Raw genomic sequence first — 16,199 nt, forward strand, 5'->3', positions numbered from 1 at the left:
GGTTGGTCAGCATCTACTTCATTCGCCACGGCCAGACCGACTGGAACGCCGAGGGCCGCCTCCAGGGCGGCCGCGACACCGATCTGAACGCGCAAGGGGAGCGCCAGGCCGCCGCCGTCGCGGATCGCCTCGCCGCAGCGGCCGGCCCGAAGCTGGCGGATGCGGATTTTGTCGCGAGCCCGCTCAAGCGGACCCGGCGCACCATGGAAATCCTGCGCACGAGTCTCGGCCTGCCGCCGGAGGGATACCGGACCGATCCCCGGCTGCGGGAGATCGGCTTCGGCAGCTGGGAGGGCTCCACCTGGGCGGAGATCCGCCGTCGCGACCCGGCCGGCGCCGCGGGGCGCGACCGGGATCGCTGGCATCACCGTCCGCCGGGAAGCGGGGCTGAGAGCTACGCCGCCCTGGTCGAGCGGGTCGGCCCCCTGCTCGCCGGCCTGGAGCGGGACACGGTGATCGTCGCCCATGGCGGCGTCGCGCGGGCGGCCCTCGTGGCGCTCGGCCATCTCGACATCTACGCCGCCCCCCGGATCGGCATCCGCCAGGGCGAGGTGCTGATTCTGGAGCCCGCTGGCTGGCGCTGGGCTTGATCCCGTGCGCGGGCGCAGTGCAAAGCCGCCTCGATAACGGCATGATCGGTGGGCTATAGGGCGGCTGCCACGGAGGCGTCGGCCTGGGCGGCCGGCCAGCGGAGCAGCGGATGAGTGACGTCGCCGAGAAGACCCGGCCCGGACCGGCTGCCGGGGCCAGCGGACGTCACGATGCCGGGGCGGCCATCCTGCGGGGCGCCCACCGGCCCGACCTGATCCGCGACGAGGTGCTGGCCGAGATTTTTCTGGAGTCGGCCCGGACCCGGCCCGACCATCCCTGCCTCGTCGATGGCGCGAACGTTGGGGCGGGCGGCGTCCATCCGCACCTGACCTATGCCGAGGTCGCGTCCCGTGCCGGCCGGATCGCCGCCGGGCTTAGCCTTCGCGGCATCGGGCCGGGCGACGTGGTCGGGCTGTGGATGGCCCGGGGGCCCGAACTCCTCGTGGCGCAGATCGGCATCACGATGTCGGGCGCCGCGTGGCTGCCCTTCGACGCGGAGGCGCCGGCCGATCGGGTGGGCGTGTGCCTGACCGATGCCGCCGCCAAGGCGCTCCTTGTCTCGACGGCGCTCAAGCCGTCGGCACCCGACGCCGCGCCGGCCCTGACCCCGGCGGATCTCGACGCTGCCACCCCGGGCGACGCCCCCGTGCCGGATCTCCGGACGCTGGGCCTGACGCCCGATCACCCCGCCTACCTGATCTACACATCGGGCTCGACCGGCGTGCCGAAGGGCATCGTCATCAGCCACGCCAACATCTGCCACTTCCTGCGCTCGGGGAACGCCCTCTACGGGATGCGCGCCGACGATGTGGTGTTCCAGGGGGCCTCGGTCGCCTTCGATCTCTCCATGGAGGAGATCTGGGTCCCGTATCTCGTCGGCGCGACCCTGTTCGTGGCGAGCCCGGCCATGATGGGCGACGTGGAATCGCTCCCCGGCATCCTGGAGGCCGAGCGGATCACGGTGCTCGACACCGTGCCGACCCTGCTGGCGATGATCTCCGGCGACCTGCCGACCGTGCGCCTCGTGCTGCTCGGCGGCGAGGCGCTGCCGGAGCCGCTGGTCGCCCGCTGGGCCACGGGCTCGCGCCAGCTGTTCAACACCTACGGGCCGACCGAGGCGACTGTGGTCGCCACCGCCGCCGAGATGCGGCCCGGCGAGCCGGTGACCATCGGCGGGCCGATCCCGAACTATTCGGTCTACGTGGCGGGCGAGGATTTGAGCCTGCTCGGACGCGACCAGCAGGGCGAACTGCTGATCGGCGGCCCGGGTGTCGCCCGGGGCTACCTCGCGCGCCCCGAGCTGACGGCCGAAAAGTTCATCGCCAACCCGTTCGGCTCGGACGGGACCGACCCCGTGCTCTACCGCTCGGGCGACGCGGTCTCCCTCGATGCCGCCGGGCGGATCGTGTTCCACGGCCGCATCGACGATCAGGTCAAGATCCGCGGCTTCCGGGTCGAGCTCGGGGAGATCGAGGCGCGCATCCGCAGCGTGCCCGAGATCAACCAGGCGGCCGTGGTGCTGCGGCAGGACGACGGCGTCGATCGGCTCGTCGCCTTCCTGATCCCCGAGCGCGGCCGCACGATCGACACCGCCGCCCTGCGCAAGACGCTCGCCGGGCAGATGCCGCCCTACATGGTGCCGGGCCATTTCGAGGTGGCCGAGACGCTGCCGCGCCTCACCTCCGGCAAGGTCGACCGCAAGGCCCTCAAGATCGCGCCGCTCACCGTAGTGGCGGCCGACGGCGAGCAGGAGCCGCCGGCCAACGAGACCGAGGCCGCCCTCGTGGCGGCCGCCAAGCAGATCTTCGGCAACCAGCCGATCGCCCTCGAGGGCGACTTCTTCGCCGATCTCGGCGGCCACTCGCTGCTCGCCGCCCGTTTCGTCTCGGCGGTGCGCGAGAATCCGCCCCTCGCCGGCATCACCCTGCCGGACGTCTATGCGCTGCGCACCATGCGGGCGATGGCCGACGCGCTGATCGCCCGCACCGGCGGCATGGGCGCGGCGGCCGCGATCCGCGACCTCAGCTTCGCGCCGCCGCCCCTGCTGCGCCGGGCGCTCTGCGGCCTCGCCCAGCTCGTGGCTCTGCCCATCGTGATCGCGCTCGCCACCGCTCAGTGGCTCGGCATGTTCGTGACCTACCTGCTGCTCACCGGCGGGGGTCTGGGCTTCTTCGCCGAGCTCGGGGTGCTGCTCCTCGTCTACGTAGCCATCAACGGCGTGACGGCGGTCATCGCCGTGGCCGGCAAGTGGCTGATCCTGGGCCGGACCAAGCCCGGCCGCTATCCGCTCTGGGGGGCCTACTACTACCGCTGGTGGCTGGCACAGCGGCTTGCGCCCCTCGTGCACGTGAAGTGGCTCCAGGGCTCGCCGGCCATCGCGATCTACCTGCGCCTGATGGGCGCGAAGATCGGCCGTGACACGCTCATCTCGGACATCGAGGTCGGCGCCCCCGATCTCCTGACCATCGGCGACGGCGCATCCCTCGGCGGGCGCCTCGTGATCGCCAACGCCGAAATCAACGGCAACGAGCTGGTCATCGGCCGCGTGGCGATCGGCGCCGATGCGGCGGTCGGCACCTCCTGCGTGATCAGCCACGACACCGTGATCGGCCCGCAGGCCGAGATCGGCGACCTCACCACGATCCCGGCCGGCTCGCGGGTCGGGACCGCCGAGCGGTGGGACGGCTCGCCCGGCCGCAAGGTCGGGATGGCGGATCCGGCCGCATTGCCCGCGCCGGCCGAAGCCTCGTGGGAGCGCCGGGCGGCCTTCATGGTCGTCTACACGCTGCTCCTCGCCGTGATCCCGGCGGTCGGTCTGCTGCCGATCTTCCCGGCCTTCTTCATCTTCGACCAGATTTCGGACTCGCTCTCCGACATCACGGACGTCGACTACCACTGGTATCTGCCGATCCTCACATGGCCCACCGCCATGCTGATGACCGCGGGCACGGTGCTGCTGATCGCCGGCATCCGCTGGGTCGTGCTGCCCCGGACGCGCACCGGCACCTACTCGGTCCACTCGCTGTTCTACCTGCGGAAGTGGTCGCTGGCGCTCGCCGTCGAGGTGACGCTGGAGACGCTCTCGTCGCTGTTCGCCACCGTCTACATGCGGGCGTGGTACCGGCTGATGGGCGCCAATATGGGCCACGGCGCCGAGATCTCGACGAATCTCGGCGGCCGCTACGACCTCGCTGATATCGGCGCGAAGAACTTCGTCGCCGACGAGGTGGTGTACGGTGAGGAGGAGATCCGGCGCGGCTGGATGCATCTGGAGCCGACCCGGACCGGCGCGCGAGTCTTCGTCGGCAACGACGCCGTGGTGCCGCCGGGCGCCGTCATCCCCGACGACGTGCTGATCGGCATCAAGTCGAAGCCGCCCGCGAACGAGGCCATGAGCCCGGGCGAGACATGGTTCGGCTCGCCGCCGATCCGGCTGCCCGCCCGCCAGAAGGTCGATCTGGGATCCAACGCCCAGACCTACGAGCCCGGGATGTGGCCGAAGATCCGGCGCGGCGTGTTCGAGGCCTTCGCGACCTCGTTCTCGCCGATGCTCTACATCACCCTCGCGATCACCGTGATCGATTGGTACTTCTACCCCGCGATCCTAGAGAAGGATTGGACCGGGCTGGCGATCAGTTTCGTGACGGCGAGCGTCGCGATCGCGCTGATCCAGTCCACGGCGGTCATCGCGATGAAGTGGCTGCTGATGGGCGTCTACAAGCCCGGCATGCAGCCAATGTGGTCGTGGTGGGCCATGCGCACCGAGGCCATCGCGGTGGCCTATTGGGGGCTCGCCGGCAAGGTTCTGCTGGAGCACCTCCAGGGTACGCCGTTCCTGCCCTGGGTCCTGCGCCTGTTCGGCGTGAAGGTCGGGCAGGGCGTCTGCATGCTCACCACCGACATCACCGAGTTCGACTGCGTGACGATCGGCGACTACGCCACGATCAACCGCGTCTCGGCGCTCCAGACCCACCTCTACGAGGACCGGATCATGAAGATCGGCCGGGTGGTCGTGGGCAAGGGCGTGTCGGTCGGCGCCTTCTCGACGGTGCTGTACGACACCAAGGTCGGCGACTTCGCGCGGCTGCGCCCGCTCACCATCGTGATGAAGGGCGAGTCGATCCCCGGCAACACCGAATGGGAGGGGGCGCCCGCAGTGCCGGTGATCCACGCCGCCTGACTTCGGCACGCCGAAACCAATCCCATCCGGTTCCGGGCGACCCGCGTCGGCGGGCCTCGCGGCGGTCGCCCGGATGGCAGACGGATGGCACGGTGGCCGTGCCTCGGCAGGCTCACGGGCGCGAAACGGGTATCCGTTCACGGGCTCTCCGCTGCGGCTGGCCTATCGGCACCGGAGACCTGCGTTTCGAGCCGATCAATCAGACGTATATCGCGTCAGCGCACCGATTTTGCGGTTATAGATAGTTTTGAAATCGGTATATCTCTATCGGTAGGTGCGCGTCCTGATTCGCCGACGGCGTTTCCGGCGGCGAACTGAGGTGTGAGTCGTGCAAACGGGCAGTAGATCGACGGTCGACCGTGCACCTTGATCCCGCAACCCTGCTGGTCGTCAATTCCACGGTCACTCTGCTGGTCGGTGTGCTGTTCCTCGTCTCGTGGCGGCAGGCGCCGGAGGAGCGCATGCTCGCCTTCTGGGGGGCCGCCCATCTCGTCGGCGCCGTCGGGACCGCCGGGCTCGCGCTCAGGGGCCAGATCCCCGATCTGCTCTCGGTGGGCTTGGCCAACGCCGTCGTCCTCAGCGCGTATGGGCTGATCTGGAGCGGCGTCCGCGCGTTCGAGCGCCGCCGCGCCCATGTCGGATTGGCATTGGTCGGCGCGCTCGTCTGGTGCGTCCTGTGCCTCGTCCCGGCCTTTTACGGATCGGTGACGCTGCGCGTCATCTATGCCTCCGCGGTGGCCACGATCTACTGTGGCGGCGCGACGGTGGAAATCTGGCGTGGCCGTGCCGAGCGGCTGGCGTCTCGCGTCACCGCCGCCGCCGTGCTGTGGCTGCACGGGGCGTTCTACTTCGTGCGCATCCCCGCGACGCTGCTGGCGCCACCGGTCCTCAACCCGAACCCGTTGATCTCGCCCTGGGTGGCGATCCTGTGTTTCGTGACCATCCTGTTCTCGATCGCGGCGGCCTTCACCCTGATGGCGCTGGTGAAGGAGCGGGCCGAGCGGCAGCAGCGCATCGCCGCCTCCACGGATGCGCTCACCGGCGTGTGCAACCGCCGCGCCTTCAGCGAAGCCGCCCGGACCGCGCTCGGCACCCATGCGGTCGGGGCCCTGCTGCTGTTCGATCTCGACCGGTTCAAGGCCGTCAACGACCGGCATGGCCATGCGGTCGGTGACGCGGTGCTGGTGGGCTTCTGCACCATGGCGACGTCCCTGCTGCCGTCCGACGCGCTGGTGGGGCGCCTCGGCGGAGAGGAATTCGTCTGCTACCTGCCCGGTGCCTCCCCCGCGGAGGCCCTGGCCCGGGCCGAGGAGCTGCGCCGGACGTTTGCGCAGCTCCGGGTGCCCGAACTCCCGGAGCTACGGGTCAGCGTGAGCGTCGGCATCGCCCAGGCCGGGGCGGGAAGCGGCTTCGACGCCCTGATGCGGCGCGCGGATGCCGCGCTCTACGATGCCAAGAACGGCGGCCGCGACCGGGTGGCCGTGGCCGAGAGCGCGGCTGCGCGGGCTGCCTGAGGCTGCCCGGTGGCTTCGTCCGCTCAGGCCAGCGCGCGCGCCGCCTCCGAGACCTTGCGCACCGACTCGTCCACCCGGGCCGCCGAGGCCGCGATGTCCGCCATCGCGGCGCGCGCCGTGTCGACGCTGTAGGCGGCCGATTGCATGTTCTCCGTCAGGTCGCGGGTCACCGCCGCCTGCTCGGTCACGGCGGACGAGACGCTCAGCGTGATCGCGCTCAGCTGCTCGATGGTCGTGCCGATCCCGTCGATCGCGGAGACGGCCTTGGCGGTCTCGGCCTGGACGGCCGCGATCTGGCTGCCGATCTCGCCGGTCGCCCGGGCGGTCTGCTCGGCGAGCGCCTTCACTTCGGCGGCCACGACCGCGAACCCCTTGCCGGCAGCGCCCGCGCGCGCGGCCTCGATCGTGGCGTTGAGCGCCAGCAGGTTCGTCTGATCGGCGATCGAGCGGATCAGGTTCACGGCGGCGCCGATCCGATCGGCCGCGCCGGTCAATCCGACGACGATCGCGCCGGCCTCCTCGGCCCGGATCACCACTTGGTCCACCGAGGTCTTCGCCCCCAGGGCGTGGCGGCTCAACTCCTCGATGGAGGCGGAGAATTCCTCCGAGCCGGCCGCGACCGCCTGGACGTTGCGGGCCGTCTGATTCGAGGCTTCCGCGGTCTCGTCGGCCTGCTGGACGACGCGGCTCATCGCATCCCGGATCGCCGCGATGTCCCCGTCGATGGCGCGCTGGCCCTCGGCCCGTCGCTGCCGATCCTCGACCTGGCGGGTCACGTCGGTGGCGAACTTGACGACCGCGCAGGGCTTGCCCTCCGCATCCAGGATCGGGTTGTAGGCGCCGAAGATCCAGACGGTCCGACCGTCCTTGCCGACCCGGCGGAACTCGCCCGCCTGATACTGCCCCGCCTTGAGGTCTGCCCAGAATGCGGCGTATTCCGCGCCCGCCGCGTCGGCGGGCGACATGAACATGCGGTGATGACGCCCACGGACCTCCTCCAGGGTGTAGCCCAGGGTGGAGAGGAAGTTGGCGTTGGCGTCCGTGATGGTCCCGTCGAGGTCGAAGCAGATCACCGCCTGCGAGCGGTTGAGGGCGGCGATCTGGCCCGCGTACAGCGCGTTGCGCGCCCGCTCCTCGGTGACGTCGGTGGCGATCTTCACGACCTTGGTGGCTTTGCCGTTGCGGTCGAGGATCGGGTTGTAGGAGCCCTTGATCCAGACGATCCGGCCGTCCTTGGTCTGGCGCGCGAACTCGCGCACCTCGGGCTGCCCGGCGCGCAGCCGGTCCCAGAACGCGCCGTATTCGGGGCTCGCGCGCTCGGCCTCCGGCACGAACAGGCTGTGATGGCGCCCGCGCACCTCCGCGAGGGAGTAGCCGAGAAGGTCGAGGAAGATGGCGTTGGCGTCAGTGACCTGGCCCGCCAGATCGAATTCAGCCCGCCCCATGGTCCGGTCAAGCGCCGTCACTGGCACGTCCGAACCGAAACCAAACAGTGCCATCACCAGCCCCGACCCTGTTGAAATGTCAGCGCTTATCCTTTGTGGCAGGATGGTTTAAAATTTTATAATTGGGCCGGGCATAATGGCGAGCTCTCAATATTTATTTGCGTCTCCGTGCTGCAAGTCCAGATGATCCGGCACGAAGCAGATTGTGTCCGATAACGGGACTTGCTTGAATGCAGTAAAGACAACTGCTGATATTCGCTGAGCGATGCAGCAAACGGTGTGGTTGTGAGCGTTCGATGATCCGATCATCCGCGTCATCGGCGTTCTCGGATGGACGCGAACCAACGTGGTCCGGCAGGCATGCGCCCCGGGGAGGACGGTCCGCCCTCGGGCGCTGCGCGCTCCGAGATTCCGGTTAAAGGACGTTCCTCGAACTGATCCGCGCTTCAGACCGCGCCGCCTTCGGACGGGGCGCACGGGCGCGGAACCGCATGCTGCACGACGATCCGCAGACGCGGTCGGCGTGATGCCGAGCCAAGGGAGATGAGGAATGGACGACCCGAGCCGGATGGACCTCCTCGAGATGCGCATCACCGAGCAGGAGGCGACGATCGAGGATCTGAACCGCGCCGTCACCGAGCAATGGCGGGTGATCGACCGGCTGTCCCGCCAGGTCGAGGGGCTGCGCGAGCAGGTCGAGGAGGCGGCAGCCCGGGCTGCCCCGCGAGGCACCGAGCCGCCACCCCCGCATTACTGACCGGCCGGTCAGAAATTCGCCTGGGTGACGAACTTGGTGACGAGGTAGGCGTCGAGCGCCTCCGGCCCGCCCTCGCTGCCGTAGCCGGAATCCTTGACGCCGCCGAACGGCGTCTCCGGCAGGGCCAGCCCATGGTGGTTGATCGAGATCATGCCGCTTTCGACGCCGTTCGACACCCGCGCCGCCCGCTCGGCCGAGCGGGTATAGGCGTAGGCCGCGAGCCCGTAGGGCAGGCGGTTCGCCTCGGTGAGCGCTTCCTCATCCTCGGAGAACCGGTTGATGATCGCGAGGGGGCCGAACGGCTCCTCGTTCATGATCCGCGTGGAGAGCGGTACTTCGGTCAGGACCGTCGGCTCGAAGAAGTTGCCCCGGTTGCCGATCCGCTTGCCGCCGGTGCGAAGCGTCGCGCCGCCCGATTCGGCATCCGCCGTCAGTGCCTCGACCGCTTCGAGGCGCCGGCTGTGGATCAGCGGGCCCATCTTGGTGTCGGGATCGAGCCCGTCGCCGACCTTGAGGGTCTTGGCGAAATTCGAGAAGCCCTCCACGAACCGGTCGAACACGGAATCGTGCACCAGGAAGCGGGTCGGCGAGACGCAGACCTGCCCGGCATTCCGGAACTTGGACGGAGCGAGCACCGAGACCGCCTTCTCGACGTCGGCGTCGCCGAAGACGATCGCCGGGGCGTGGCCGCCGAGTTCCATGGTGGCCCGCTTCATGTGCTCGCCCGCCAGCGCCGCGAGCTTCTTGCCCACCACCGTGGAGCCGGTGAACGAGATCTTCCGGATCACGGGATGGGCGATCAGGTAGGACGAGATCGTGGCCGGATCGCCGTAGACCAGCGCGAGCGCATCCCCCGGGATGCCGGCATCCAGGAAGGCGCGGACTAGGGCGGCGCAACTCGCCGGCGTGTCCTCGGGGCCCTTGAGGATCACCGTGCAGCCGGTGCAGAGGGCCGCCGAGATCTTGCGGACCGCCTGGTTGATCGGGAAATTCCACGGCGTGAAGCAGGCGACCGGGCCGACCGGCTCGCGGATCACGGCCTGGAGCACCCCGTCGGCCCGGCCCGGGATGACGCGGCCGTAGGCGCGCTTCCCCTCCTCGGCGAACCAATCGATGATGTCGGCCGCCGCGAGTGTCTCGATCCGGGCTTCGGCCAGGGGCTTGCCCTGCTCCTGGGTCATGATCCGGGCGATGTCGTCGGCACGCTCCCGCATCAGATCGGCGGCCTTGCGCATCACCTTGGCGCGCTCGAACGGCGCCACCTTCCGCCAGGCCGGGAAGGCCCGGGCCGCCGCCTCAAGGGCCTCGTCGAGATCCGCCGTGCCGGCCACGGCGCATTGGCCGATGGTCTCGCCGGTGGCGGGGTTCAGGACCGGGAGCGTCCCCTTCTCGGCACCCCCGCGCCAGCGTCCGGCGATGTGAAGCTCGGTATCCGGATACATCGATCGATTCCCGCTCGGCCGCACCATCGGCCGCGGGTCGAATGTGACCATTCGGCCAGGACGGGCAATCCCCGTGGCGGCATGGCTGAGGCGGTTGTCACTCAGGCGGCGGCGCGGGTGCGCTCCGGAAGCTCCACCAGGGTCGCGGCCCCGTGGCGGGCCCGGAGGGTCGCGCCCTTCGGCACGACCTGCCAGCCCTCGCGGCAACCGTCGATCGGCTCGGACACGACGACGATGCCGCCCGGTCCCTCGCGGAAATACAGGCTCGGCGGGCGGCCGTCGCAGGCCCAGCGGTAGGCGGTCAGCGTCTCGCCGTCGGTGAGCAAAGCCGTGAAGCGGACGGGTTCGCAGATCGCGGCCTCGTCCATGAGCCCGCGGACCGTCTTCAGCGTGCGCGCCATCGCGCCCACGGGATCCTCGTCGAGCCCGTTGGCCAGCGCCAGAAGGAAGATCGCCTCGGAATCGGTGCTGCCGCGGCGGTGATCGTAGAGCGCGTCCGGAATCATCGCCTCGAGCCGGCGCTTGATCCGGTGATAGCCGCCGATCTGGCCGTTGTGCATGAACAGGTGCCGGCCGTGGACGAACGGATGGCAATTGGCCCGCGCGGTCGCGGTGCCGGTCGAGGCGCGGACATGGGCGAAGAAGGTCCGCGCCCGCACCTGCCCACAGAGATTGACGAGGTTCTCGTCCGACCAGGCCGGCGAGATGTCGCGGTACACGCCCGGCTCGGGCCGCTCCGCGTACCAGCCGATCCCAAACCCATCGCCGTTGGTTTCGGTTTTCCCCTCATCGGCGTGCAGCGACTGGTGCACCAGCGAATGGGTCGGCGCGCAGACGAGGTCGGAGAGGAAGACCGGCTCACCGCTATAGGCGAGGAAACGGCACATGGCGGACAGCGATCCTTCAGCTCTGACGCGACATGCACGAGCCCGATGGGGCTCCGCCGCGGTGTGGAGACGTTCCGTCGCAGGATGTTAACAGTCGGTCCACACGGGTGAACAGTTTCTTAACCACAGGACGGATGCGCCAAATTCGGGCTCATCGCACGAATTAGGCGCGGCCTGATTGCAACGCGGGCATGCTGTCCCGGATGGTGCCGACTCTTGTGAGCCGGCTGTTGACAGGTCAGCATGGCCGAATCGGGGAATCAGAAGCCCGTTTTGAAGGCCGTGACCCGACGTGGGGCGTCGTACCCAGCTCAGGAGACATCAATGGATCGCGCACAGCCCGAGTGTTCCAACCCGGTGGCCCTCGTCGTCGAGGACGACGCGGCGGTCCGTGACCTCGCCACTGCGGTTCTGGAAGAGACGGATCTCGGCGTGATCGCTTGCGAGAGCGCCGAGGCTGCGCTCTCGGTGCTGGAGCGCGCGGACGTCACCGTGGCGCTGCTGTTCGCCGATGTGCGCCTGCCGGGCGCCATGGACGGCGTCTCCCTGGCGCAGGCGGTGGGCCGCCGCTGGCCGGACGTCCGGGTGGTCGTGACCTCCGGGGCGAGCCGCGACGCGCGTCTGCCCGACCAGGCGGTCTACATGCAGAAGCCTTGGCGGGCGCTCGACGTGCTGGTCCAGGCCGAGCGTGCCACGTTGGCCGCCAAGGCGGCCTGAACCGGGCGGTCCTGCTCCCCCCCTGCGGGCTACGATATCCCCACATCTCCGGTGACGGCCGACGCCGATGCGGGAACGCAACGAGTTCCCTCTTCCGCACGGGAGAGGGGGACCTGCGGCTCAGCGTGCCGGCCAAGATGTGTGAATCTGCAAGCCTCTGCGGGGGGAGGGGAGGCGCGCCAGATTTGAGCCGCAAAAGCGAAGGTTCGAGCTGCGCCAAACGAAAAAGCCCGGCCGCTCGCGCGGGCCGGGCCTTTTTGATCGTGGTGTCCGTCGCTCAGGCGGCGGGGGCGGGGCTCACCGGCACCTGACCCGAGGCGTTGCCGCCCTGACCCTGAGCGGCCGTCGGCGACGGGAAGCCGGGGCGGCGGCTGCCGGCGGGGAAACGGGGCTTCGGCTTCGGCGCGGCGATCAGACCCTCGCGGATCGCGGTCTTCCGGGCCTGCTTGCGGGCGCGGCGGACGGCCTCGGCCTTCTCGCGGGCCTTGCGCACGGACGGCTTCTCATAAGCCTTGCGCTGCTTCATCTCGCGGAAGATGCCCTCGCGCTGCATCTTCTTCTTGAGGACGCGGAGCGCCTGATCGACGTTGTTGTCGCGAACGAGTACCTGCAACGGACTTGATCCCTGGACCTGTGTGTTGGGGCTCGCGCAGCTCGCCGCCGATCTGGAAACCGGCAACGTCCCTCGCCCGGGATGAACCCGGGAGGGACGGGAACGTCGGTTTCCGAATCGGCGTGGAGCCCACGCCTTGACGGAGCTATTACACCAAGCGCGCACCAGTTCCAACCTGTTCGCGCGGTCGATCTTCGGCGCCGGCGTGATAGGTTGCCGACATGAGACACGACGACTCACAGCAATTCGCCAGCGACAACTACTCCGGCATCTGTCCGGAGGCCTGGGCCGCCATGGAGGCGGCCAATCACGGTCACGCCCCGGCCTACGGCGAGGATGCATGGACGAAGCGCGCGGCGGACGCGTTCCGGACCCTGTTCGAGACCGATTGCGAAGTCTTCTTCGCGTTCAACGGCACCGCGGCCAACGCGCTCGCGCTCGCTGCCCTGTGCCAATCCTACCACAGCGTGATCTGCGCCGACTCGGCCCATGTCGAGACCGACGAGTGCGGCGCACCGGAGTTCTTCTCCAACGGCTCGAAGCTGCTGACCGTGCGCACCGAGGGTGGCAAGCTCACGCCGGACATGATCCGCGGGCTCGCGACGAACCGCAGCGACATCCACTTTCCGCGTCCCCGGGTGGTCACCATCACCCAGCCGACCGAGACGGGGCAGGTCTACACGATCGCAGAACTCCAGGCGCTGTCGGCGACCTGCTGGGAACTGGGGCTCGCCCTGCATATGGACGGTTCCCGCTTCGCCAATGCCTGCGCGAGCCTCGGCTGCAGCCCGGCCGACATGACGTGGCGCGCGGGCGTCGATGTCCTGTGCTTCGGCGGCACCAAGAACGGCATGCATGCCGGCGAGGCGGTGGTGTTCTTCGACCGCAAGCTCGCCGAGGATTTCGGCTACCGGTGCAAGCAGGCCGGCCAGCTGGCCTCCAAGATGCGCTTCCTCGCGGCACCCTGGGTCGGCATGCTGGAGAGCGGGGCGTGGCTGCGCAACGCGGCCCACGGCAATGCCTGCGCCCGGATGTTCGCCGATTCCGTCTCCGGGCTGCCGGGCGTGCGGACCCTGTTCCCCGTCGAGGCCAATGCCGTCTTCCTGACGATGCCGGCCGCCACCATGGACGGCCTGCGCACCCGGGGCTGGCGGTTCTACACGTTCATCGGCGGCGGCGCGCGCTTCATGTTCGCCTGGGACGCGAAGCTCGACCGGGTCAATCAGCTGATCGACGACCTGCGCGCGCTGTCGGCTGCGGCGGCCTGAGGTCGGGCCGCTACAGCAGCGCCAGATCGGCCGGGTCCGCGCTCGGAAAGATCCGGCGCAGGCTCGCCTGATCGAGGCCGTAGAGGCGCCGGAACAGGCCGCCGAGCAGGCCTCGATAATTGGTGAGGACCGTATAGTCCCGGTTCTGGAACAGGTTGGCCTCGTCGGCCCGTACCTGCGGCCCGGCGATCCGCCCACCCCGGACGCCGCCGCCGAGGATCCAGTAGACGCTGCCGTGGCCGTGGTCGGTGCCGCGGTTGCCGTTCTCGCGGAAGGTGCGGCCGAACTCCGACAGCACCACCACGACGGTGTCGGACCAGCCGGGACCGATCTCCTCCGCGAAGCCCGACAGGCCGCGCCCGAGCTCGCCCAGCCGATCGGCGAGGTAGCCGGCGCCCGCGCCCTGATTCACGTGCGTGTCCCAGCCGCCGACATCCACGAAGCCGAGATTGAACGAGTCGCGCATCAGGCGGCCGATCCGCCGGGCCGACAGCTCGAACCCCTTCGGCGAGACCGCGCCGCGATCGGCCTGCGCCGCGTGGTCGGAGATCGAGCGGTAGACCTCGTCGCGCACGCGGAAGCCCTCGGTCACGGACCCGGCGAGCTTGGTGCCGCTCCACATGGCGGCGATGAGCTTCGCCTGCCGGTCGTCGATCCCGGGCTTGCCGACGCCGTTGATGGCGATGTTGGGCACCGTCTCGCCGCCCCGGAAGATCAGCGGCATCTGGTCGGTGAAGGCGATCGGCCGGACCCGGGTCAGCTCTGCGGCGAGCCGCGCCATGAAGCCGGAATTGTAGTCGCGCACGGCCCCGATCGTCTGGCCCATCTCGATCGTGTCCTGGGTCTCGAAATGGCTGCGCGTCAGGTCGTCGGTGCCCGCGAAGGGCACGAAGGCCGCCTGCCCCCTGGCGTAGAGGGGCAGGATCGTCTCGCGCAGAGCCGGATGCAGGCTCCAGTCGGCGTCGAGCGCCAGGGCAGCCTTCGGGTCGGCAGCGTCGGGCTTGGCGACCGCGAGGTTCGGCCGCGACCGATAGTAAAAGTCGCTTCCGGTGGGGATCACCACGTTGGCGGCGTCGTAGGCGCCGCGCAGGAACACCACGAGGAGGCGCGCATCGGCCTTCGGGGCGGCCCAGACGCGACCCGCCACCGTGGACAGGCCGAGCGCCGCCGCGGCGCGGATCAGGTCGCGACGGTTCATCGCATGAACTCCGGCGAGGCGAGGTAGAGGGTGTTCCAGTCCTGGGGCGAGACCGCCTGGGCGAGTGCGGCCCGCGTCGCGGCCGAGAGCGTGCCCGACACGGCCGTGTAGTAGAGGCCGTTGGCCAGCACCGGGAAGGCCGGCTGCTCGGGCTGGTCGGGGGCCGGCGGCTTGAACAGGCCGGCCGAGAACAGGCCGGCCGAGCCGGAGCCGATCTGGCGGGCGATCTCGAACCGGGTCGCGAGCTGCCCCGGCCCGCTCCAGGCTGCGGACGCGAGCGGGTAGCCGTCCGGCGTCGAGCGGTTGAACAGGCCCTCGCCGAGCCGGTTCAGCCAGCCGAGCACCGGGCCGGGATTGAGGATCACGCGCTGGTCGTAGGCCATGCGCACGGCCGAGAAGACGTAGCGCACCGGATCCTTGAAGCCGCCGCCGCGTTCGGCCGCGAAGGCCGGCTCGCGCACCAGCGCCTCCACCACGGCCGCGATGTCACCGTCCGTGCGGGTGAAGACCGTGGCGAGCCGGGCCACCAGCGGGTCGTCCGGTGGCTGCCCGAGGATGTAGGTGGCAAGCGCCCGAGAGACGTTCGTGGCGGTGGCGGGATGGTGGACGATGAGGTCGACCGCCTCCTCGACCTCCGGCCAGCCGCGGCCCTGGATCGCTGTGCCGAGGAAGACCTTGTCGCCGTAATCGTGCCGGTTCGGGTTGAACTCGAATAGCCCGTCGCGGCGGAAGTCGGCGGCGTGCTCCGGCCGGAGTTTGGGATCCTCGGGCTTCAGGTCGATGCCGACCCCGGTCAGGATCCGCGCCAGCGCTTCCACGTCCGCCTGGCTGTAGCCGGAGCCGACACCCATCGTGTGCAGCTCCATGATCTCGCGGGCGTAGTTCTCGTTGATGCGGCCGGCGGCGTTGTCGGCGTTGTCGAGATAGCGCAGCATCGCCGGGTGGCGCAGGCTGGCCATCAGCAGGTCGCGGAAGCGCCCGAGGGCGTGCGGGCGGATCGCCGTGTCGACATAGTCGCCCACCGCGGCCCGGAGCGTCGCCTTGCCCTGATGCACGTTGAACCGGTTGAACCAGAACCACGTCAGCCGCTCGCGCAGCTGGTCCGGGCTGTAGAGGGCGCGCAGCACCCAGGCGGAGGCGGCGTTCCGCGCCGCCGTATTGAGCGCCATCTGGAAGGCGTGCTGACCGGCCTTCTTGGCCTCGGGGTCCTGGATGTCCTTGAAGGCCTTCGCCTGCGCGTCGAGCGCCTGGGCCCGGTCGAACAGGCTGCCCGGCGGGGTCAGGGCATCGATCGCGGCCTGCGCGTCCGGGGGCAGGCGCGCCCCGGCGGGCGGGTGGAGCTGCCCGTGCAGCCAGCGGGCACGCCCCTCGGTCTCGAGCTGCGCGAAGGCGGAGGGCGTGGCGCCCCAGGTCAGGGCGTCGAGGAAGGCGACATCGGCCGCCGGGGAGGATGCCGGCGAGCCGGCCGCCCGTGGCCCGGGTCCCGCCGAGGACACCAGCAGGGCGGCGATCAGGAGACAGCGTGGTGCGGCGCGCGACATGGCAGCCTCGCGGAGCGTGAATCGGCCGATGGAGCCTGTTGCCGGG

Annotated in this window: 12 protein-coding genes; 6 read left to right on the forward strand and 6 right to left on the reverse strand. The window is 69.9% G+C overall.

Features of this window, described 5'->3' with window-relative positions; genetic code table 11:
• Nucleotides 1-2 precede the first annotated feature (2 nt).
• The 3 genes from AAHG09_RS11305 (at nucleotide 3) to AAHG09_RS11315 (ending at nucleotide 6,285) form a co-directional block, all read left to right on the forward strand.
• Nucleotides 3-590, forward strand: coding sequence for a histidine phosphatase family protein (locus AAHG09_RS11305; RefSeq protein WP_342107222.1), 588 nt, complete (start codon nucleotides 3-5; stop codon nucleotides 588-590).
• A gap of 110 nt (nucleotides 591-700) precedes the next feature.
• A complete protein-coding gene (locus AAHG09_RS11310) occupies nucleotides 701-4,771 on the forward strand; it encodes a Pls/PosA family non-ribosomal peptide synthetase (protein ID WP_342107224.1) in 4,071 nt (1,356 codons plus the stop codon).
• 359 nt (nucleotides 4,772-5,130) lie between these two features.
• A complete protein-coding gene (locus AAHG09_RS11315) occupies nucleotides 5,131-6,285 on the forward strand; it encodes a GGDEF domain-containing protein (protein ID WP_342107226.1) in 1,155 nt (384 codons plus the stop codon).
• A 23-nt stretch (nucleotides 6,286-6,308) separates the two neighbouring features.
• Here the strand turns inward: AAHG09_RS11315 and AAHG09_RS11320 are convergent, their stop codons facing one another.
• Complete coding sequence (locus AAHG09_RS11320; RefSeq protein ID WP_342107227.1) at nucleotides 6,309-7,784, reverse strand: methyl-accepting chemotaxis protein; 1,476 nt, start codon at nucleotides 7,782-7,784, stop codon at nucleotides 6,309-6,311.
• Between the two features lie 496 nt (nucleotides 7,785-8,280).
• Here AAHG09_RS11320 and AAHG09_RS11325 point away from each other — a divergent pair, with 496 nt between their 5' ends.
• The gene (locus AAHG09_RS11325; RefSeq protein WP_342107228.1) at nucleotides 8,281-8,487 is read left to right on the forward strand and encodes a SlyX family protein; all 207 of its coding nucleotides are present in this window, start codon (nucleotides 8,281-8,283) and stop codon (nucleotides 8,485-8,487) included.
• Nucleotides 8,488-8,495: 8 nt separating this feature from the next.
• On the opposite strand, the gene AAHG09_RS11330 is transcribed toward AAHG09_RS11325, so the two are convergent.
• On the reverse strand, nucleotides 8,496-9,929 hold the full coding sequence (locus AAHG09_RS11330; protein WP_342107229.1) for an NAD-dependent succinate-semialdehyde dehydrogenase: 1,434 nt from the start codon (nucleotides 9,927-9,929) through the stop codon (nucleotides 8,496-8,498).
• A 101-nt stretch (nucleotides 9,930-10,030) separates the two neighbouring features.
• Nucleotides 10,031-10,816, reverse strand: coding sequence for a class II glutamine amidotransferase (locus AAHG09_RS11335; protein WP_342107231.1), 786 nt, complete (start codon nucleotides 10,814-10,816; stop codon nucleotides 10,031-10,033).
• A gap of 324 nt (nucleotides 10,817-11,140) precedes the next feature.
• Here AAHG09_RS11335 and AAHG09_RS11340 point away from each other — a divergent pair, with 324 nt between their 5' ends.
• The gene (locus AAHG09_RS11340; protein WP_342107232.1) at nucleotides 11,141-11,533 is read left to right on the forward strand and encodes a response regulator; all 393 of its coding nucleotides are present in this window, start codon (nucleotides 11,141-11,143) and stop codon (nucleotides 11,531-11,533) included.
• Between the two features lie 277 nt (nucleotides 11,534-11,810).
• On the opposite strand, the gene rpsU is transcribed toward AAHG09_RS11340, so the two are convergent.
• A complete protein-coding gene (rpsU, locus tag AAHG09_RS11345) occupies nucleotides 11,811-12,146 on the reverse strand; it encodes a 30S ribosomal protein S21 (RefSeq protein ID WP_342107234.1) in 336 nt (111 codons plus the stop codon).
• A 221-nt stretch (nucleotides 12,147-12,367) separates the two neighbouring features.
• Here rpsU and AAHG09_RS11350 point away from each other — a divergent pair, with 221 nt between their 5' ends.
• A complete protein-coding gene (locus tag AAHG09_RS11350) occupies nucleotides 12,368-13,414 on the forward strand; it encodes a threonine aldolase family protein (RefSeq protein ID WP_342107236.1) in 1,047 nt (348 codons plus the stop codon).
• Nucleotides 13,415-13,424: 10 nt separating this feature from the next.
• On the opposite strand, the gene AAHG09_RS11355 is transcribed toward AAHG09_RS11350, so the two are convergent.
• Both AAHG09_RS11355 and AAHG09_RS11360 read right to left on the reverse strand, forming a co-directional pair.
• Nucleotides 13,425-14,612, reverse strand: coding sequence for a DUF1501 domain-containing protein (locus tag AAHG09_RS11355; RefSeq protein WP_342107237.1), 1,188 nt, complete (start codon nucleotides 14,610-14,612; stop codon nucleotides 13,425-13,427).
• Nucleotides 14,609-16,153, reverse strand: coding sequence for a DUF1800 domain-containing protein (locus AAHG09_RS11360; protein ID WP_342107238.1), 1,545 nt, complete (start codon nucleotides 16,151-16,153; stop codon nucleotides 14,609-14,611). Before AAHG09_RS11360 ends, AAHG09_RS11355 begins: the two co-directional genes overlap by 4 nt.
• Nucleotides 16,154-16,199: the final 46 nt, after the last annotated feature.

Origin of the sequence: Methylobacterium guangdongense, assembly GCF_038442355.1 — a bacterium.
Lineage (GTDB): Bacteria > Pseudomonadota > Alphaproteobacteria > Rhizobiales > Beijerinckiaceae > Methylobacterium > Methylobacterium guangdongense.